The sequence below is a fragment of the Symmachiella macrocystis genome (assembly GCF_007860075.1).
Taxonomy (GTDB): domain Bacteria; phylum Planctomycetota; class Planctomycetia; order Planctomycetales; family Planctomycetaceae; genus Symmachiella; species Symmachiella macrocystis.
The window spans coordinates 4,658,354-4,679,077 of the sequence record NZ_SJPP01000001.1 but is presented as its reverse complement, the minus strand read 5'-3'; the positions used below and the strand labels follow the sequence as shown (position 1 = coordinate 4,679,077).

Annotated in this window: 16 protein-coding genes; 13 read left to right on the top strand and 3 right to left on the bottom strand. The window is 55.6% G+C overall.

Annotated elements, in window-relative coordinates; genetic code table 11:
- Positions 1 to 168: 168 nt before the first annotated feature.
- Positions 169 to 1,473: a hypothetical protein gene (locus CA54_RS18165; protein ID WP_146372218.1), complete on the bottom strand. Its 1,305-nt coding sequence runs from the start codon at positions 1,471 to 1,473 to the stop codon at positions 169 to 171.
- A gap of 345 nt (positions 1,474 to 1,818) precedes the next feature.
- Between CA54_RS18165 and CA54_RS18160 the strand changes: the two genes are divergently transcribed.
- The 6 genes from CA54_RS18160 (at position 1,819) to CA54_RS18135 (ending at position 9,514) form a co-directional block, all read left to right on the top strand.
- A complete protein-coding gene (locus tag CA54_RS18160) occupies positions 1,819 to 2,904 on the top strand; it encodes a sialidase family protein (RefSeq protein WP_146372217.1) in 1,086 nt (361 codons plus the stop codon).
- Positions 2,905 to 3,019: 115 nt separating this feature from the next.
- Positions 3,020 to 4,267, top strand: coding sequence for a Tm-1-like ATP-binding domain-containing protein (locus CA54_RS18155; RefSeq protein WP_146372216.1), 1,248 nt, complete (start codon positions 3,020 to 3,022; stop codon positions 4,265 to 4,267).
- Positions 4,268 to 4,349: 82 nt separating this feature from the next.
- On the top strand, positions 4,350 to 5,183 hold the full coding sequence (locus CA54_RS18150; RefSeq protein ID WP_146372215.1) for a phosphoenolpyruvate hydrolase family protein: 834 nt from the start codon (positions 4,350 to 4,352) through the stop codon (positions 5,181 to 5,183).
- Positions 5,184 to 5,350: 167 nt separating this feature from the next.
- Positions 5,351 to 6,154 (top strand): type III pantothenate kinase, encoded by an 804-nt coding sequence (locus CA54_RS18145; RefSeq protein ID WP_146372214.1) that lies wholly within the window; start codon positions 5,351 to 5,353, stop codon positions 6,152 to 6,154.
- A 371-nt stretch (positions 6,155 to 6,525) separates the two neighbouring features.
- On the top strand, positions 6,526 to 7,920 hold the full coding sequence (locus tag CA54_RS18140) for an MFS transporter (RefSeq protein WP_146372213.1): 1,395 nt from the start codon (positions 6,526 to 6,528) through the stop codon (positions 7,918 to 7,920).
- Between the two features lie 67 nt (positions 7,921 to 7,987).
- Positions 7,988 to 9,514 (top strand): hypothetical protein, encoded by a 1,527-nt coding sequence (locus CA54_RS18135; protein ID WP_146372212.1) that lies wholly within the window; start codon positions 7,988 to 7,990, stop codon positions 9,512 to 9,514.
- Positions 9,515 to 9,521: 7 nt separating this feature from the next.
- Here the strand turns inward: CA54_RS18135 and CA54_RS18130 are convergent, their stop codons facing one another.
- Positions 9,522 to 10,307, bottom strand: a complete 786-nt coding sequence (locus CA54_RS18130) for an SDR family NAD(P)-dependent oxidoreductase (RefSeq protein ID WP_197532544.1) — start codon at positions 10,305 to 10,307, stop codon at positions 9,522 to 9,524.
- 229 nt (positions 10,308 to 10,536) lie between these two features.
- Here CA54_RS18130 and CA54_RS18125 point away from each other — a divergent pair, with 229 nt between their 5' ends.
- The 6 genes from CA54_RS18125 to CA54_RS18100 all read left to right on the top strand — a co-directional run bounded on the left by CA54_RS18125 (position 10,537) and on the right by CA54_RS18100 (position 16,977).
- Complete coding sequence (locus CA54_RS18125) at positions 10,537 to 11,940, top strand: c-type cytochrome (protein WP_146372210.1); 1,404 nt, start codon at positions 10,537 to 10,539, stop codon at positions 11,938 to 11,940.
- Positions 11,941 to 11,953: 13 nt separating this feature from the next.
- Positions 11,954 to 13,042, top strand: coding sequence for a hypothetical protein (locus CA54_RS18120; RefSeq protein ID WP_146372209.1), 1,089 nt, complete (start codon positions 11,954 to 11,956; stop codon positions 13,040 to 13,042).
- Positions 13,043 to 13,222: 180 nt separating this feature from the next.
- Entirely contained in the window at positions 13,223 to 14,521 is a 1,299-nt protein-coding gene (locus CA54_RS18115; RefSeq protein WP_146372208.1) for an MFS transporter, read from the top strand.
- Between the two features lie 30 nt (positions 14,522 to 14,551).
- On the top strand, positions 14,552 to 15,301 hold the full coding sequence (locus CA54_RS18110; protein WP_315851723.1) for a phosphocholine cytidylyltransferase family protein: 750 nt from the start codon (positions 14,552 to 14,554) through the stop codon (positions 15,299 to 15,301).
- 48 nt (positions 15,302 to 15,349) lie between these two features.
- Positions 15,350 to 16,420: a cobalamin-independent methionine synthase II family protein gene (locus CA54_RS18105; RefSeq protein WP_146372206.1), complete on the top strand. Its 1,071-nt coding sequence runs from the start codon at positions 15,350 to 15,352 to the stop codon at positions 16,418 to 16,420.
- Between the two features lie 140 nt (positions 16,421 to 16,560).
- Complete coding sequence (locus tag CA54_RS18100) at positions 16,561 to 16,977, top strand: PH domain-containing protein (protein ID WP_146372205.1); 417 nt, start codon at positions 16,561 to 16,563, stop codon at positions 16,975 to 16,977.
- On the opposite strand, the gene CA54_RS18095 is transcribed toward CA54_RS18100, so the two are convergent.
- On the bottom strand, positions 16,978 to 18,540 hold the full coding sequence (locus tag CA54_RS18095; protein ID WP_146372204.1) for an outer membrane protein assembly factor BamB family protein: 1,563 nt from the start codon (positions 18,538 to 18,540) through the stop codon (positions 16,978 to 16,980).
- Between the two features lie 750 nt (positions 18,541 to 19,290).
- On the opposite strand from CA54_RS18095, the gene CA54_RS18090 reads away from it, so the two are divergent.
- On the top strand, positions 19,291 to 20,700 hold the full coding sequence (locus CA54_RS18090; RefSeq protein ID WP_146372203.1) for an HD-GYP domain-containing protein: 1,410 nt from the start codon (positions 19,291 to 19,293) through the stop codon (positions 20,698 to 20,700).
- Positions 20,701 to 20,724: the final 24 nt, after the last annotated feature.

Below are 20,724 nucleotides of genomic sequence, written 5' to 3'. Positions count from 1 at the left end.
GGTAAAAGCAACACCGAGAGCGACCCGCCCGCGTGGGCAGTGAGAGATATATTAGGCGCGACCCCGCAAAGAGTCAACGGACTGAACGAAGAAATTTTGGTCTTTTGTTGAATACATCCCGAGCCCGCCGGCAGAACCTAAAATCTGCCAGTTGACTGGCGGGAAAGATTACTTTTGCTGTGACTGACTCGGGCTCTTGTCTTCTCGATAAAAAACGAGGGCGGCAGCTAGGCAGATCAACGGTTCGATTGGCGCTCGGTAGCGTCCGTGGCCATGAACCGTGAGATAGTACGGCAGTGGAAACAGCAAGAACACAGCGAGTAACAATTCGATGTGCAGCTTGCGTCCACGATAAACCCCCGCTATCGCAAGCAGTGTAAAAATGCCCAGTCCGGCCGAGTAAACCCAGTGGATATGTGCGAAACCGTTCCACCATTCGCCGAACCAAAACCCCGTGGTCCGTTTCAACGAATCGACCAGGAACCGGCCGGGATGCGAACTGACCCGAGTGATCACCCGCTCGCGACAAAGTTGGGAATACCCCTTTTCACCGAGTGAGACGAACGTCTGGAATTCCTCTTGATTGTGCCAAGGGCTTTGACTGAGTCCGTGATAGGACTCGTCACGATTTTCCGGATGATTGCCCACCCATAGATTCGTACTCACGCTGCCCCGCAGCGGGTTGAAGGCTCCAAACGCTTCATAATTCCGCCAAGCCCAAGGTGTCATCAGTAGCGCGCCGGATAGCAACGCAGTTCCACCGACTAGAATCCGCTTGCCCCCTATTTTTTTACGGATCACGTAAAATACGGTAATTGGCACGAGCATGATCGCCGCTCCGTCGGTCAACAGCGCCAAAGCCAAGGTGATTCCCAGCAGACAGCCTTGCCAGACCGGCGAACGCGCGGGCCGCAGCAGTACATAAATATGACACAGCAAGAACAGGCTATAAAGCTGTGTATGCCACACCCAGCCTAAAAACTGCCACGCGTTGGGATCCACTAAAAACAAGCCGACTGCTGCAAATCCGACCCGTCTTTGCCCCAGATGAAATCCGAGCAAGTAGAGCAGCGAAACGATGATCCCCTGTGCAACACAATTGATGGCGATCACAACAGACGCGGCGGCGGGGGTGAAGATTCCGCAGTAGCGGAAAATCTCGGAAAGCAGCAGCGGATAAAGCGGAGAAACCCACGCGGTCGGCAGAAAATTCGCCGAAGAGGTTGTCGGAAGAGTGCTCCCCCACGCCGCTGGCAGATTCCCGGCAGCCGAGGTAATGCTAAACCCATGCCCGGCAATGACGTTTGCGGCGATATGCCCCTCCTCGTAGCCGAACCCCCAAGGGGCGACGCGGACCAAGTCCTCTGGATAAGAGCCCTGCACACACACAGCCCACTTGATTGCAACGGTCAGCAACCCCAGGACAACAGCGGTCGAAACGGGGCCTACGCGATGACGGTTGACTGCAGACATTTCTTCCCTTGTAACTCCGGCCAAGGTACTCGTCAGCTGAGATATGCTGAATCGATGTCAGTAGAGGCCCTTTGAAAAGATACTACACCATTGGCGATCCCCCCTTCAACGATGCCAGTGGACATGCGAGAATCTTTGCCGGTTGTGCGAATTGGCCAGCCCCCCAATTCCCTAACTGAACCTTGTACAAACACCGAGGCAAGGCCTTCGCCTAAGGAATTGGTCGTGGATATTGATGACGGGGTTGTCATTGAATCCTCGATTGGTGTTTCTGGCTTTGTTTTCGGTTATGCTCAACGGCTGAACTCACCATCCTCAACTGCTACCGAACTCGAGGTGACTCATATGAAAACCTTTATATCTGCCCTAGTGTTGCTCGCATTCACGCCCGCCCTCCACGCTGCGGATGACATCACGGTTCAACGCGTGCATGGGCCGGAGATTCCCGGCAAGTACAAACACCCCGCAACAATCACCGAGTTGGACAATGGCGACCTGTATATCGCCTACTATGGAGGCGCAGGCGAGTACGAAGGGGACACGGCTGTCTACGGCACGCGTCTGGTGAAGGGGGCGACGGAGTGGACCAAACCGGTGGTCATCGCCGACACGCCGGATCGCTCGGACGGAAACGGCGCCATCTGGCAGGCGCCGGACGGGACGGTCTGGTTATTCTACGTGACGAATTACGGCCCCACGTGGTCCTCCGCGCGGGTTAAATACAAAATTTCCAAAGATGGGGCAAAGACCTGGTCCGACTCGCATCTGCTGTCCTTCGAAGAAGGAACGATGGCACGCAGCGCCCCGATTGTGCTCAATGACGGCGACTACTTTTTGCCGCTGTATCACGAGACGGGCGAAGACCGTGAAGGAACGGCTGCGGATACCTGTAGTTATTTCTTGCGATACAACCCTAAGAAAAAAACGTGGACGCCGACGAATCGCATCTATTCCCAAATCGGCAATCTACAAGCCTCGCCAGTGCAGATCGATGATGACTATTTGATCACCTACATCCGTCGCGGCGGACGGTTTGGACCGCTCAAAGAGGGGGGCGTCGCCTATCGTAGCGAGTCGCACGATGGGGGGCGGACCTGGAGCAAAGGGGAACCGACGGAGTTTAAGAATCCCAACTCGGCGCTGGACTTCATCAAACTCAAAAACGGCCACCTGCTGATGGTGTGGAACGACAATAACGAGGGAGAACGGATGCCGCTCACCGTGGCGATCTCGACCGACAACGATAAGTCTTGGCCACACCGGCGAAACATCGTGAACATCCCGGGAGACACGACCGCCTATCCGGTGGCGATTCAAACTCGCGACGGCAAGATTCATATCGTGTACACGTCAGGGGTGCGGACGATCATTAACCATGCGGTTTTTGATGAAGCGGCGATTTTGGGACACAAGGATGGGGTTGCGGAGTGATTGGGGTTTGAAGAGGTGTCTGCTGTTGGTTGTTTGCCCCTCACCCCGGCCCTCTCCCAGGGGGAGAGGGAGATTTTTAGGTGTGCACTCACTGTGTCGCGGGGATAATTCTTCGATGGCGGTTTATCTGATTGGTACGTTGGATACCAAAGGGACGGAGACGGATTTCGTTCGGGAGCAGTTGCGCGCTTACGGCGTGGCGGAGATTGTGGTTGTCGATGCGGGCTGTCTCGGCGAACCGCAGATTGCCGCCGACATTTCGCGTGAAACGGTTTTTGAACTTGCCGGGACTTCGTTGGCTAAGGTACGTGCTGCGGGTGACCGGGGGGCGGCGATCACGTTGGCGGCGCAAGGGGTGGCGGAGTTGATCGCGCAGCGGCACGCCACCGGCGCGGTCGATGCGGTGCTGGGGCTGGGGGGATCGGCGGGGACCACGATTGCGACTTCCGCCATGCGGCGACTGCCGGTGGGAATCCCCAAATTGATGGTCAGTACGCTGGCCTCGGGGCAGGTCCGGCCGTATGTGGGGGACAAGGATATTTTGATGCTCAATGCGGTGGTTGACATCGCGGGGATCAATCGTATCAGTCGCGCCGTGTTGGGAAACGCCGCGCGGGCCATGGCGGGTATGGTGACGTTGAATACCGTTTCCGATCAGCGGACCGACGACAAACCGCTGATTGCCGCCACGATGTTCGGCGTCACGACGCCCTGTATTGAACAGGCCCGCAGCGTGTTGGAAGAGGCGGGCTATGAAGTGCTTGTGTTTCACGCCACCGGCAATGGCGGTGAGGCGATGGAGTCGCTCATTTCTGAGGGGCTGCTTGCCGGCGTGTTGGACATCACCACGACCGAGTTGGCCGATGAGTTGGTGGGGGGCGTCCTCTCCGCCGGTCCCGACCGCCTGACGGCTGCCGGACGTGCAGGCATCCCGCAAGTCATCTCGGTGGGAGCGACCGACATGGTCAATTTTGGCCCGGCCGAGAGCATTCCCGACGAATTCTCGGACCGCAAGTTGTATACACATAACCCCACCGTGACGCTGATGCGGACCACGCCGGAAGAAAATCGCCGACTGGGCGAGGAAATCGCCCGTAAGGCGGCTGCGGCGACTGGGCCGGTGAAGATTCTGCTGCCGCTGCAAGGGGTCTCGGCGATTGATGCGGAGGGACAACCGTTTGACGATCCGGCGGCGAGGGCGGCGTTGTTTGAGAGCATTCACGCGCATTGCGGCGCTGTTGATGTTTTGGAGATTGACAGGCATATTAACGATGCCGAATTCGCCACAGCTGCGGCGACGGTGTTGTTGGACATTTTGCGATCCCGCAAAACATCCGAACCCCCCGGCGGAGCCGGGGGCTGATGGAAATTGCGAATCATTCCCCACCCGTTATCAGCCCCCGACTTTGCCGGGGGGCATTCAATCACCACAACCCCCAAATCCCATGACCCAACACACACGTGAAAACATTCTGGAAACCCTCCGCGCAAAGGTCGCTGCCGGGAAACCGATCATTGGTGGTGGCGCCGGCACCGGGATCAGTGCTAAATTGGAGGCGGCCGGTGGGATTGATTTGATCATCATTTACAATTCCGGCCGGTTTCGCATGGCGGGCCGCGGGTCGTTAGCGGGGTTGATGCCGTATGGTGATGCCAATGGGATCGTGATGGAGATGGTTCGCGAGGTGTTGCCGGTCGTGCCTGACACACCGGTTTTGGCCGGGGTATGTGGGACGGATCCGTTTCGGGTGATGTCGTCCTTTCTGCAGGACGTGCAGCGGGCCGGTTTTGCGGGAGTGCAGAATTTCCCCACTGTGGGACTGATCGACGGCACATTCCGGGCGAATCTGGAAGAGACCGGGATGAGTTACGGGTTGGAAGTCGACATGATTCGACAGGCGCACGAATTGGGGCTACTGACCTCGCCGTATGCCTTCAATCCCGACGAAGCAACCGCGATGGCTGAGGCGGGGGCGGATATTCTGATTCCGCATATGGGGCTGACGACCAAAGGCAGCATCGGAGCCGAAACGGCGATCACTCTGGAGGAAGCGGCTCGCCGGGTGCAGGAGATGCACGATGCGGCAAAGCGAATCAATCCCGAGATTATGGTGCTGTGCCACGGCGGGCCGATCGCCGAACCGGCTGATGCGCAGTATATTTTGGACAACACCGAAGGGATTGTAGGCTTTTATGGGGCCAGCAGCATGGAACGCCTGCCGGTGGAAACGGCGATTACGGAGCGGATCCAAGAATTCACGAATATCGGCATCGATTGATGGGTTATTGCGGCAATTCTGAGCCGATCCGGCCCTTGCTGGGATTGTTATTCATGTGGTTTTTCGCCAATAATGAGGAACTCACTCATATCGCGAAACCGATTCTCAAATTGCGAAACGGGTTTCGCTTCATTTTTCATCTCCCTACCACGTAGCCGGCTGTTCCGTTGAATCATCCTTCCCGAGAATTGTTGGTCGCGATCGATGTTGGCAACAGCCGCATTAAGTTGGGACTCTTTGAGAAAAATGGCCGCGCGCGGAGCGAACGGCGCTTGCCGGAGTATTTGCGATCGATGGCAGTCGAGGTGGATGCTTCGGTCCCCTGGAATGAATTGGCACGCTGGACTCAGAAAATCCATGGCGAAGTGGTGGCGGTGATCCTAGGGGGCGTGAACCCCCGGGGGCGCGATAAGGTCCTCGATGGTTGGCCGGCGACCGGTTGGCCCAATCCGCAGGTGATCGATAATCCGTTCGTGTTGCCGATTGAACTCCATGTGGATTCACCGCGGACTGTCGGTGTCGATCGCCTGCTCAATGCAGTGGCTGCCAATGTGATTCGGCCGCCTGAATCACCAATGATCATCGTCGATTCCGGGACAGCGACAACGGTGGATGTCATATCCACAACCGGCGCCTTCGAGGGCGGGGCGATTTTGCCGGGATTTCAACTTTGTTCGCAGGCACTCCATCAATACACAGCTTTGTTGCCTCGTATCTCGAACGACGAAATCGTTGGCGAGCCTCCCGCAGCACTGGGCAAAAACACGCGTGATGCCCTGCGGAGCGGATTGTTTTGGGGGCAATTGGGCGCCATACGTGAATTGATCCAACATCTGCGCGAAACGCTCCCTGCAGAAGCCACGATTGTCGTCACCGGTGGTGCGGGACGGCTCATTGCACCGCAATTACCCGGAGCGCTGCATTACCCTTATTTAGCGCTGCAGGGTCTAGTGATCGTCGGCAATGACTGACGCCCTTTAGCCGGGCTCCGAAAAGCCACACCGCTGAAGCTTCACTTCTGCGGCTAATGGAGAATATGTTGGCAGGCATTGCAGTCTAGATTTCAACCTGTCAGCTAACTTTCGTTCGGTTAGCAAACACTGTGAATACGCTTGCCTTAGCGGTATTTGGACTTTTGTTTTGTTCATCAATGCGTTAATACCTGCTTAATAAGTCGCCGTTAGACTCACCCGCGCCCAAAGTCGGCAGCGACCTGTTCCATGCTGCAGTTATCGAATAAACTGAACCTGCGGCAGCAATCGGCTGTCCTGATCGGCAAGTCGATTGAATTTATCGCTCAGTGCACCTCCGCACCGCGCTTCCCTCCAATAGTCATTCCGCAATGTCCCGCCTGAGAACGAAACCGATTCGGTCACGATTGGCCAATCCGGTACAAATCCAACCGAGCCTGACTCCCGTTGCGCCGCAGCGGAAACCGTTCTTTTTGGGTTGGACGGTGCTGTTTATCGCCGCGCTGGGCATGTTTGCGTCGGCACCGGGTCAATCGTTTTCCGTGGCGACCTTTAAAGAGCCGATGGAAGCGTCGTTGAAGGTCACCGATACTGCGTTTTCGGCGGCCTATCTCGTTGCAACGTTGGTCTCGGGCGCCTGTTTGCCCTTTGTCGGACGATTGACGGACCGCTACGGCGCGCGACTGTTACTACCGATCATCGCGCTCGCCCTCGGGGGCGCTTGTCTGTGGATGTCGTCGGTCGAAAGCTTTATGGGGCTCTTCATCGGCTTTTGCTTGATCCGCCCGCTGGGGCAAGGCTCGCTGACTTTGGTGAGTTCCTGGTTAGTCGGGCATTGGTTCGAGAAACGCCGTGGGATGGCCATGGGGTTGTTGGGGCTGGGTGGAACGCTGTCGGTGATGTGCATTCCGCAGATCAATCAGTACGTCACGACCGAATTCGGTTGGCGATCGGGATGGGTTTGCTTGGCGGTCATTGTCTGGGCGATTCTGATATTGCCCGCAATTGTGTTCGTCCGGAATCGCCCTGAGGATGTCGGGTTATTGCCAGATGGCCAGTTGTCCAAAGACACGAAAACAACTCGCCCCCGTCAGGATCAAGAGGAGACCGACACAGCTGAAATGGCCGGTGTGGAATCCGCCGTTGGTCACGATCAGACTGTCGAAGAGGCGTGGAAGCATTTGACGTTTTGGAAGCTGTTAATGCCGTTGTGCACCGGCGCATTAGTAGGCACCGGTTTGGTGTTTCATCAGGTCTCGATCTTTGCTGAAGCGGGGTTGTCGGTCACGACGGCGGTCACCACGTTGAGCATTCAGGCAGCGGCAGCCAGCTTGGGCGCTTTGTTGTTTGGCTACCTCAGCGACCGTTTTCCGGAACGGAAATTGATGGCGATGTCGATGGTCTGTTTAGCGACGGCGCAGTTGTTGTTGACATCGCTGAACCATGTAGGACTGGCGGCAATCTACGGCATGCTGCTGGGCACGCACGGTGCGATTCTGCGAACAGCCGGTAGCGCCGTGTGGGTCAATCAATACGGACGATTGCACCAAGGAGCGATCCGTGGAATCGTACTTACCTTTCAAATCGTAGCCAGCGCCCTGGGCCCGTTGCCATTTGCTCTTGCCAAAGATTATTGGGGAGGTTATTCCATGGCGAACTGGATGATGCTGGTGCTGCCGATTGGCTCAGCGATCGCTGTCTGGACCGCCTATCCCCCCCAGCGGATCCCGCCAGCTATCCAAACTCCGGTCTCCACCGACGCCTAACCGCGTTGGTGAAGCCGTCGGAGTTCCAGATCCTCGCAAGCGGTCAAAACGGCAAGGAGGCTGTGAGATGGTTTTTTGTGGATTGCGTCAACTGAGCTGGGTTGCCCTCTGGGCGTTAGCTCTCGGCTTGTCCCCACTCTCCGCAGCGGCGGCCGATTTCTCGGCAATACCCCGCCCGGCCGAAAATGATCAAACAGCGGCATCCTTGCGGAGCTATCAAGCGGCTCTACTAGCGCCCTATGGCGGCGATTACCGCAAAATGCCGTTGGCAGACAAGGCTGCGCATTTCGAGTGGGAAATCCAGAATTACTTCACCTCCCCCTGGCAGCAGGTGCATTACAAGATCACGCTGCGGGACAAAGTCGGCCGCCCGCCCAAAATGGGTTTGGGAGCGGATACCTCGACGTGGAATGGCGCGTTGTTGGCGGCGTTGAGTTACAAGTACGCCGTCACTAAAGACCGTCAGACACTGCAACACATTTCGAGCCTCTTGCGCGGTCTGCACTTTTTTCAACAGGTGACCGAATATCCCGGACTTGTCGCTCGGTCAGTTCTGCAATCCGAGGAGCCGATTCACAAAAATGTACACAAATACACAGACGAGGACGGCACGGTTTATCATTTCCGTAGTGATCCCGCGAAGGGCACCTATAACCAACTCGTCGGCGGCTATGCCACGTTGATGCTGTTGGTCTATCACGATTTGCCGGCGGCCGATCAAAAACTGGCACTCGACGATCTAACGGCCGCCGTTGTGCATTTGTTGGAACACGATTATCGCCTCACCGACAAGGACGGCAAACCGACTCCCTATGGCGATATGACTCCCGTGATTGGCCCGCAAGGTGTGCCGTTCAATGCGCAGGTCGCTTACATGATCGTGGCGACTGGCATGCATTTTGTGCCGCAGGATCACCCGCGGCGTCAAAAGATCGAGCGCGCCTTCAAACGCCTCCGCAGCAAACATCACGTCTACTACTCGGCGCCGCTGAAGAGTTTTATCCTGCCGCAAAAAATCGGCGGCAGTGTGTTGGTCAAAGGGATGAACGACCGGAATCATGTCACCAACGCAGCCTATGTGAGTTTGATGCTTGATCTGCATCAATCAGCCCGCGATCAGACCGAAATGGACGGCACGTTTTTATTCCGCATGGGCCGAACGATGTTTCACAGTTTGCGACGGATCGAAAACGAGCACAATAGCCTGTGCAACTTTATGTGGTGCGGACTGCTGAGCCATCCGGTCGTTTTTCAGAAAATCATTCAGCCTGAGGAACAACAGCGAACTGGAGCGCAACTAAATTATTTGCTGTACACCGGTATCGAACAATTACGACGGTTCCGCCTCGACCGTTTCAGCACCCCAGGTGAGGTCGAGACGGTCGATTACCCGGTCTGGGTCGACGAGTCCAAGCCGAATAGCGGATATGCCTGGAAGAACAATCCTCACTCCGCATGGCGCAGCAATGGCCCTGCGATTAACCAAGCAACGTGTAGTATCGATTACCTGCATGCCTATTGGCTGATGCGGTACTACCGCTTAGATGAACTCGTCCAGGCCCGACAGTGGCATGGCGAGGTGCTGGGGAAATAACGGCCATTCAGAGTTCCATCGGCCACGAGATCCCAGCCGAGATACCGCCGTCGACGTAGAGTGTTTGGCCCGTCATAAAGGCTGAGGCTTGGGAGGCCAGGAAGATGGCGGTCCCGACCATATCCTCGACTTCGGCCATGCGCTCCAGCGGCGTGTTCTCCTTGCCCCACTTGAGCATTTTGGGGTCGGACCACAGTTTGCGGGTCAGGTCGGTGAGCGTGAAGCCCGGCGCGAGGGAATTGACGCGGATGCCGTAGCGGCCCCATTCCAGCGCCAAGCCCCGTGTCATCATTTTCATTCCCGCTTTACTCATCGCATAAGGCAGCACGCCTTTGAGCGGGGCATACGTGTTGAGCGAATCGATATTGATCTGCGTGCCGCTGCGCTGTTCGATCATCCGTTTGCCGACCTCCTGCGACATCAAAAATGCCCCTTTGAGGTTCACGTCGATAATCGTGTCGTATTCCTCAACGGTGAATTGTTCAGCCGCCTGTCGCTTGTTCACGCCGGCAACATTGATCAGCGTATCGATTCGGCCAAACTCAGCCAGGATTGTGTCGACACAACACCGAATTTCGTCGACCTTGACGACATCGCAAACGATCGGTGTCACCAAGTTGCCATCTTGGGAAAGTTCTTCGGCGGCCGTCGCCAAAGTTGCTTCATCGCGGCCGGTGATGATCACCTGAGCGCCACGCGTGGCGAATCCGCGGGCCAATTCAAATCCAATCCCCCGGCTGCCACCAGAGACGAGTGCGACTTGTCCCGCCACAGAAAATAGTTTGTCTGTCATGATGTCGTTGAACTCTGAGCAATTTATTGAATGGGAAACGATTGTTGAGCGTTTGGTCAGGATAGCACACATCGTCGTTGAGCGCTAGAGTCGTGCGACGCAAACACGGGAAAATCGTCCGCACGAATTCCTGATTTCGATAATCTGGCTGCGGAACGAAAACCGCTAGTGTATTCACGCGACCAGCTGGCCTAGAATGACCCGCAACGCCAACACTCGGAGCACTGCCATGGACTTCACTTACTATCCCATCAACGATTTTGGTCCCGCCATGAAGGGATTGGTGATAGGTTCGTTGGGGATTTTCCATGTCTTCCTCGCGCAGTTTGCTATCGGCGGTGGAATGTTGATGTGCTATTTCCAATGGCTGTCGCAAACCGGCCGCTGTGCTCCGGCGCGGCAATTTGTCGACGGTTTTTTTCGTTTTCTGGTCTTGGTCAGCTTCATCATGGGAGCTGTCACCGGGGTGGGGATGTGGTTTACCTCGATCCAAATCAGTCCTCGCACGATTGGCATGATGGTGGATGAATTCCACTGGATCTGGGCGGTGGAATGGACATTCTTCTGTCTCGAAATCGTCGCCGGTTATTGCTTTTATCGCTACGGAACCCGTTTGGATGATTCCGCAAGGATGACGTTGCTGGTGCTGTATGCCGTTGCCGCCTGGGGCAGTCTGTTTTGGATCAACGGGATATTGTCGTGGCAATTGACGCCCGGAATCTGGCTGGAAACGCATTCGATCCAGGACGGATTTTTTAATCCCAGTTTTTGGCCGTCGCTGCTGTACCGCACGCTGGTTGCCATGGCCATTGCCGCGCTCGTGGCTTGCGTTGTGATCAATGTGATGCCGGGATTGGACCGGCCGACGCGGAGCGTGTTGATCAATCGTGCGGCGCATTTTCTGCTACCGATGATCGTTATGCCCGTGCTGGGTGTGTGGTATTTGATGAGTTGGCCGGAGGACAGCCGCGCTTGGGTAACGGGAGGAAGTCCCGCGATGTCGATGTTTTTGGCGATCGGCGTCGGGTCGTCGCTGTTGGTCGGGGCCTATGCGACGATTGGAATTTGGTGGGGCAAACTGTATATCAACGGCGCGACGGCCACCTTGTTGTGCGCCTTAGCCATGGCGGCCACGGCGGGGGGAGAGTTTGTTCGCGAAGGAGCGCGCAAACCGTATACCGTGCGTGAGGTGTTGTATTCCAACTCGATTCTACCGGCGGAAGTCGCTCGATTACGGCAGAGCGGTTCGGTGACCGATGATCCCTTTCCGCTTCAGAATGCCGCCGACTATCCGACACAACAATTGCAATTGGGGGCGAAGGTGTTTCGGTTTCAATGCAGCATCTGCCATACGATGCGGGGCGTGAATGGGTTGGTGGAATTGACGGGGCATTGGTCCGATGATCAGCGACGGTTGATGATCGCACAACTGCAACACACCAAACCCTTCATGCCCCCCTTCTCCGGGTCCGCAGTGGAATTGGAATCGCTGGTGCAATTGATCGGTTGGGAAACAGCCGGACGACCGGAGGGAGTGAAGGAAGCGTCGCTGGATCCGGAGATTTTGGCGCGGATTCAAACGTGGCTGGATGAAGCGGGCACCGCGCAAGGTTCTAGGCATCCCCAGAAATAAAAAAGAGACCCCCATGCAGTCCGTGTTTCCGATCGGTTTACCGTGGCCCACGTTGATGTACCTGTTTTTGTACATCGTCACGCTGATGATCCATGTCGTATTCATGAACTACGTGCTGGCCGGGTCGTGGTATTTGGTTTCGATGAGTCTGTTTGAACGCCGGAAACCCGATCAAACCCCCTCGCTGGTGGCGGGCACATTGCGGGAATGGCTGCCGTTTATGTTGAGTGCGGCAATCACAGCCGGCATCGCACCGCTGTTGTTTGTGCAGATTCTGTATAAACGCAATTTCTATACTGCCAACCTGCTGCTGTTTCATCGTTGGATGGCGATTCTGCCGGTGCTGATTGCCGCGTTCTATCTGCTGTATATCTGGAAAGCCAAACGTGTGCAGGCGTGGCCGCGATATTTCACGTTTCCGCTCGGATTATTAACCTTCGCCGGATTTGCGTTTATCGCTTGGTCCTGGACGGAAAACCATTTGCTCAGTATCAATGCCGGTTCCTGGGCAGGGCATTATGCTGCTGGGAATTGGATGTACAAATCCCGTGAGGTCTTGCCGCGATTGGCCGTCTGGTTTGCCGGTAGTTTTCCCACGTTGGCGCTCGTGTTGGGTTGGCAGCTTTGGTATTTGCAGCGTGATGTTCCGGACCACGAAACGGTCGGCCGTCACCGGATGTCGATGTTGGCCTTGGCGGGGTTGGTGACCTCGGCAATCGCCGCCGCTCTCTATGCAGTGGCGATTCCTCCGGAGGTTCGCGAGGCAATCACCGGGTATATGGGGTGGCCTTATGTGTTTCTCGCCGGCAGCGGCTGGGGCGTGCAATTCGCTTCTTGGTTACAAGTCCGCCGTTCAGCGCGGTTGGAAAAAATCTGGCTGATGACCGCTTCGGTGGGACTGCTGATGACACTTTCGGGCGCCGCCATGATTCGCGAAATCATTCGCTGGTTCCGCATGGATGAGAAAGTCCTGCTTCCGCTGCACAAGCAGGCAGCCGAAGTGGGGGGACTCACGATCTTCCTGCTGTTCTTTGTGGTCAATGCTACCTTGTGTGCGTATTGTATTCTCCGCGTGCGACGGGGATTGGCAGCGGCAAATTAGAAGCGAATCGCTGAGGACTCAACCAAAAATCTCTTAGGAATCGACGGATGTAGTTGATTCCCAGGAGGACATTCGCCATGCTACGACTATTGATTCCGCAAATCTTGCTAGCCGTTTCGAGGAGGTCGTGTGTCGTCGCGCCAGGACAACAATCCACAACCAAGATCTGCAAGATCCGTCATGGCGAAACGGTCGGGTGAGGATTCCGTCGTCTGGCTGATCTGGTTGACGTACGGCGTCTTTTATTTTTGTCGCACGAATCTGTCCGTTGCCTTGCCGGGTATGCAAATGCCGGTGGAGGATGGAGGACTGGGGCTAAGCAAGGATCAGATCGGGTACATTCTCGGCGGGCTTAAACTGGCCTATGCGTTCGGACAATTGCTCAACGGCCAATTGTCGGAAAAGATTTCGCCGCGGGTCTTGTTGGCTTTGGGCATGTTCGGTTCCGCCGGTCTGAATGTTCTGTTCGGATTTGGCACTGGATTGTATTTTTTGATATTCGTGTGGGCCTGCAACGGATACTGCCAATCGCTGGGGTGGACCCCCTGTGTGCGGGTCCTCGGCAACTGGGTTCCCGTGCTCAGGCGCGGCAAAGCCATCGGTATTGTGGGGACCGGATATCAAATCACACTCGGACTGACGTATGTGATCGCCGGCGCGGCCGTCACCTGGTACGGCAATTGGCGAGGCGCCTTATTTCTGCCGGCAGCCATTCTTGCCGGGACAGCCGTCATCATGTTGCTGTTTTTGCGGGAGTCGCCCACTGATGACGATGACGACTTGTCTGTCGGTACACATGTGCGAACAGACCAGTCCTTCGTGGAAAATTTACAGCTGACAGTAAGCAATTTCGCCTTGTGGCGTTTGGGGTTGGCACTAGGGTTGTTGAACGCTTGTCGTTATGGGTTTCTTGACTGGGGCATCACGCATCTCCTGGAAATGCAGGAAGCGGCGGGCGGATCCGACGGGCTGTCGAAGGTGACATTGAAATACGGGGTAATCGCAATTGGAGCAGCGGCCGGTTCGTATCTGGCGGGTTGGGCCACAGATCGTTTCTTCGGTGGTCGACGTGCGCCAGTAATTTCCTTCTTGTTGCTAATGCTGGCCGGATTGACAGTCCTCTACGAATTTATCACTCGCGTGCAATCCGCATATACCGTGGAATGTACGATGGGCTTGCTGGTCGTGATTGGATTTTGCATTTATGGCCCGCAAGTGCTGCTGGTGGGTACGGCGCCAGCCGATCTGGCAAAACGGGGCACGGCGGCCGCAGCAGCTGGGTTTGTAAATTTCATGGGTTATCTGGGGGCGTTCGGTGGAGACACCGTGACCGGGTGGGTTGCAGAACATTTCAATTGGCAGGTGGCCCTGTATACCTGGGCTGGTTGGGCGTTGCTAGCGGCGGTCGTCTCGGCAACATTGTGGAATGCCGGCGGGAATTCGCACGCCAAGGCAAACGTCGTCGAAACGGAAAATTAACTTTTCAATAAAATAAGAGGTTAATGTAGCGTGCAGGTGATTATTATCGGTGCCGGACGCGGAGCGCGGCTGATGCCCACGACGGCTGAAACGCCCAAATGCTTCGCCGAAATCGGTGGCAAACGAATTCTGGATTGGTCGTTGGATGCATTCCGGCAGAACGGCATCGATGATTTTTGCTTCATCGGCGGATACAAAATTGAAAAAGTCCAGGCCGACTATCCGGAATTTGAATTCCGGCATAATGCCGATTGGCCGAACAACAATATCTTGCTGTCTTTGTTCCATGCCGAGGACCTGATGGACCAGCCGTTCATCTGTTGCTATTCCGATATTCTGTTCACACCGGATGTCGTCGCGCGGGTTGCTGCCAACGCTGAAGACATTTCGCTGGCCGTCGATACCGATTGGCTCAGCCGCTACGAGCATCGCACCGAACATCCGAGTGACGATGCCGAAAAAGTGACCGTTAAGAACGGGGCCGTGACGAGAATTCATCGCGAAATCCAAGAATCCGACGCCCACGGCGAATACATCGGTGTCGCCAAATTTTCAGCGGCGGGAGCCGGTCGGTTGCGGGACTATTATCACCAGGTTCGTGAAAAAAATGCCGGCCAGCCGTATCGGGAAGCGGCGGTCTTCGAAAAAGCATATTTGATTCACATGTTACAGGACATGCTCGAAACGGGCGAGCGGATGGTTCATGTTGACACGCCAGGCGGTTATATTGAAATCGATACGCAACAAGATTTTGAATACGCTCGCCAGCATTGGTCCTGAAATTCAACACAGCGACCGGGCACACTAAATTAAACTGGAAATGAACTCATGAGCGATGCACTTCTGTTCCCTACGTCGATCGTCGGTTCGATGCCGCGGCCGACGTATGTGAAAGAATTGATCAGCGACAACTGCCCCGTCCCGACGGCGGATTATAACCGCACCATGCGGGGTGCGATTCATGCATTGGCCGCCTTGCAGGAATGCGCCGGTTTGGATGTGATTAGCGACGGCGAATGGTGGCGAAAGTCCTATATTGGTGTGATCGCCGAATTGGCTCACGGGTTTGAATTGAGCCTCAATCCGGCGGACGGACGGCCTTGGACAGTCGTTGTCGATAAACTATCCCCCAAGCAACCGGGATTCATCGCGCGGGAAATCTCGTATCTCAAACAGATCACTAATCGCAAGGTCAAGGCTACCCTCCCTGCTCCGTCGCTGCTGGGAGAACGGATGTGGGATACCGTAAAATCGTCGACCGCCTATCCCACCCGCGAAGAATTCGTGCAGGATTGCGTACCCATTTTGCGACGTGAAGTGGAGTTGCTCAAAGAGGAAGGGGTCGACATTGTACAGATTGACGACCCGCATTTGTGCCTGTTCGTCGATCAGGACGTCCGCAGCCGCTACGCAGACCCCGATCAGTCGGCCGATTTCGCCGTGGATATGACGAATCAGATTGTCGAAGGGATCGAGGGGATCAAGTTAGCGGTTCACTTATGCCGACGTGCAGGAGCCCGCGTCCGAGGCGAGGCGCAGTTCAGTGGCGGATACGATCCGATCATCAAACAACTCAACCGGCTTAATGTGAACCACCTGACAATGGAATTCACGACGCCGGTCGCTGGCGACATGGCGGTTTTTTCCAAATTGCGCGACGATTTCGAAATCGGCCTAGGATGCGTCAATTGCGAGCCAGGAGAAGTGGATTCCGCCGCGTCCATCGTCGCCCGTGTCGAACAGGCGCTCAAATACCTTGCACCCGAGCGAATCACTCTCAATCCCGACTGCGGCTTTGCCCCCGGCTCAGCGGCGGTAGTCAGCTTGGATGAAGTGTACGAAAAACTAAAGAACGAAGCGGACGCTGCGCGACAGTTGCGTGAAAAATATATGGGATGAAGCTCCGGCACATCTTGCGTCACTCAATCATCGCCATTCCCATTATACCCTAATCTTTTGGCTATGACTCCCAAGCTCAGAAGTTTCCCGACTCCGTGACCTCCGATTCTCAGTGGTAAACTGAAAAAGCAACAACAACGATGACCACCAACGACAACGTGGAAGACATCCTATACGAAGAACACCCGGCGATGTTTCGGAATCGGCCGGTCTATTTTGTACTCTGCTGCCTACTGATCGCCGCATTCGGCATCGGATTGGTGATGCTGCTGATCTGGTATTTCCAGTCGATTGGCACGACTTTGATCATCACCGAGGAACGCACGACCCTGCGGCGGGGTGTCTTCTCGAAGTACACCAATGAAGTCACGCACGATAACGTCCGCAACGTGCAGATCGCGCAGACGTTTTTACAGCGAATTTTGGGTGTGGGAAACGTGGGCATTTCCAGTGCGGGGCAAGCGGGCGTAGAAATTTTCGTACGCGGCATCCCCGACCCGGAGCGCGTGCGGGAGATCATCCACAACGGCTCCCGCGGCGAGTACGAACCGGCCTGATTACGACCCCGCGCTGCCGGTCAGGTCCACGCACAACAAGTAATACTCACCACCATGCGCTTTGTCTTCACAGCGAATGTACAACCGTTTGCGGGAGAGCACCGGGCCGGTCCAACTGGGGTATTTCATTTCTGGGTACTTCACGCGGCTGATCTGCGAGAACTTCTCCGGATCGACCGGAACAAGTGCCAAAGCACCCCGTTCGCCCAGCACGATCAGATTCCCCTCTGCCATGATGGCCGAACCGCGGCCGTACCATTTCGGCTCGATGGAACTGGCTCCATCGCGGGGATTGACCAGTTCGGCCCCTTCCTCTTCGTCGGTCATCCACTTGACTTCGCCGGTGGCCCAGTCGATGCAGCGCATCGACGAGGGAACTTCATGCCGACCGCTGAAGCCGTATAAATAGCCATCGTGATAGACCGGTGTCGTCCAGTGTGCCCGCATGCTATCTTTGTTTTTCCACACTTCTTCGACCGATTGGCCATCAGCACCGACTTGTAAAAGGACCGAGCCAACGCCATAAGCGGCGGACAGAAAAATTTGATCGTCAACGACAATCGGCATGGCGGCGTTCACTGAGTCGTGGATTCGCGAACGGAAATAATAGGCGAAGTTGATCTTCCCGGTCTGCGGATCCAGCGAAACCAAGCCGGGCCGCATCAAGGCCAGCAGGTGGCGTTTACCCTGGATTTCGCGGACCACCAATGAGGAGTAGCTGGCGAGTTTGGGATCGTCCGCTCCCGGCTTGCCCTTCATATCCCAGGCATCGGTTCCCACGTTTTCCCAGACGATATCGCCGGTGATGGCATCGAAGGCGACAACTCCGGCATTGGGCTGTCCGCCGACCATAACGATCAGCAGATTATCTTCCAGAATGGGGGTACTCCCGACTCCGAAAAAGGCTTGGGGAATATCGAAGTCTTCATTCGTATCCCGCGTCCATAAGATTTCGCCATTTTCAAGTTTCAAGCAACTCAACCGACCGTTGGACCCGAACGTAAAGACCCTGTCCTGGGTGACCAAGGGCGTGCAGCGCGGGCCGTTGCTGTAGCCGTACGGATCGCGAAAATCGGTGGGAAAGGTTTCCCGCCATAACCATTCGCCCGTATCGGCGGTATAACATTCGATGACATCTTCGTTTCCCTGACGGTGGAAGAGGACGAGGTGGTTGCCCATGATCGAGGGGGCGGCATAGCCGCTGCCGACGCGCATCTTCCAGAGAACCGGCGGACCGTCGGCGGGCCATTCGTTGAGCAGTCCGGTCTCTTGGGAGATCGAATCGGAGTGCAAACCGAGAAATTGCGGCCAATCCTCTCCGCTTCGCTCCGTTTCGGGCGAACTCCCGGCGAAGTACGGCTCTCGCGGCCCCAAAACGATGGACTCGCGCTTTTGGGGTTTCTTAATATCAGTTTTTGCCTTGGCCGCCTTGTCAGCTGCGGTTTTCTCGATGGTCGCCACTTCCTCGTCTCCGTCATCGCCTCCACAACCGACGAGGGATGTGGCGAGAAACAAGCCCAGGAGGGCAACGGTCAAGGCATTCTGATACGTTTTTGCAGTCATGTTGTCTTCCTGTGGTTGCCGGCGATATTCGTCCTTGGCTATTACGAAATTATTGGCTGGCCTGCCTGAAATATTTTCCGGTCGACCATCCATCGGCCCCATTCGCCCCGCGATCCGTGCAAAAGCCCCCGGCGCACCTCGCAGCAGACCAATCGGCTTTCATTCTATGAATTTGAACCTGAACGCTCTGATTGAAGCCAGTCATAGCCCGATTTGCAAGGGGACGGCGCAACCTGTTTAGGGTGGCTGGGGATTGCGATATGCCATACGTCTCGGACAGTATTGGAGAACACTATACACAATGAACGTGTTGCGACTAAGAGCACGCAATTCCACTCGCGGACGGTTTCTCCCCATGGGTCCACTGTGTGACGAAACTCCCCGAATGACTAGGAGCCTCAGCATGGCATTCATGATAATCGTTCCAACCCACGTAGTCGTGCCTCCGGGATTCATACCAAGTCCGGTGGACCCGGAACACGGCTAGGGTCATCCGGTGTTCTGGAATCGCCACACAATCCGCGAATCCTGCATGAATGGGCTTAGGGGTTCTCCTTGACCAGGCTGGTCAACTACGAATCTGACACCAGCGCCCTATCGAATGTCGAAAACTACTAATGGATTCATTGGTGACAGTTTTCAAGGGACCAAGGAGTTCTTTTTGACAGCGTGGGAAATAACAGGTCAATAAACACCGTCATTGCCCCCTCGAATTATTCGGCTGTCATCATCATTTGCAGGTTTCTCACAATGGGCACTCAGCTTAAACGTCTTAGTTGGATATTCGCGATACAAGTCGCATGTGTCGGGCTAGGGTTCTGGGTCCAATACCAGTTTTTGCGATCATTCTCCCAGCGATCCGCCAGCCAAGTTGCCTGGAATGAGATTGCATCCGCCAGTTCTGAAATTGTCTCTGCAAGCCGCGCTTCTCAAGCCGAGGTCATTGACGTTTCGCACTTATTGAGCCAGATTCGTGCGGCGGCTCCGGAACAAACTTGGCAAGCCACGTTGGTGGACGCCGATTGGCAAATTGTTGATCGCGCATCAAAGCAGAATGACTCGCTCGGGCCGGGAACAACGATTACTTGGCAGCCTGCTGGGCTGCCCCAACCGGAAACGAATGTCGGTCCAGTTCCTGGAATCGCAGCTTTTCCGGACGGTCTGCACGCCGCATCGGTATTCAATTTTTCAGATTCCCCGGAGGCAGTCCTGATCCATGTCCCGTTGACGGCCGTCAACATGACAACCTCCGAGGCCTTCAAGGCCACTCCCATGGCAATGTCGCTGGCGCTGTTGTGGACGTGTACTTCGTTGGGAATTTGCACCTACATGATTGGCTCGCGCATCGGCGATGCATTTGAGAAGTCACAACTGAACGCCGAGACCGATACCTTGCAAAAAGCGCAGTCGTTATTGCGCACGCAGGATGCGGTGATCTTTGGATTAGCAAATTTGGCCGAATCACGAGATCCGGAAACAGGCGAACACCTACAGCGTATTGCGTTGTATGCAACGGCGTTGGCCCAATCCCTGCGCAACAAGCCAAAATTCCGCGATGTTGTCGACGAAGAATTTGTTCGCCTGATTGGAACAGGGTCGGCGTTGCATGACATTGGGAAGGTGGGCATTGAAGATGCGATCCTTCGCAAACCGGGGCGTCTGAGCAACGATGAACGAAAAGAGATCCAAAGGCATCCCCTCATTGGTTCGGAATGTTTGCTCAAAATCGAACGGCGGTTGGGTGCATCGAATTTTCTACAAATGGCCCGTGAAATCGCTCATTCGCATCACGAGTGGTGGAACGGCAGTGGATATCCCGACAATCTCATCGGAAACGAAATTCCAATTGCCGCCAGAATTGTCGCCATTGCCGATGTTTATGATGCATTGGCCACCCGCCGGGTCTATAAGCCCGACCTGCCGCACATCGCATGTGTGGGATTCATAGAGCGAGGACGCGGAACGCAATTCGATCCCGATTTAGTTGATGCATTCTTGGAAGTCGAACAACAATTCCGCCGCATCGCCGAACAGTATTCCGACTTCATCCGCCCCGGTGCGGAGAGCAATGCCTCCTCTACCACGTACAGAGAGCATGTCGATACCGACTTGGGTTCATCGCTCGAAGCCGCCATGGCTACGCTCAAGATCCGTAATTAGCAGAAACCCCTTTCGTTCAAAACT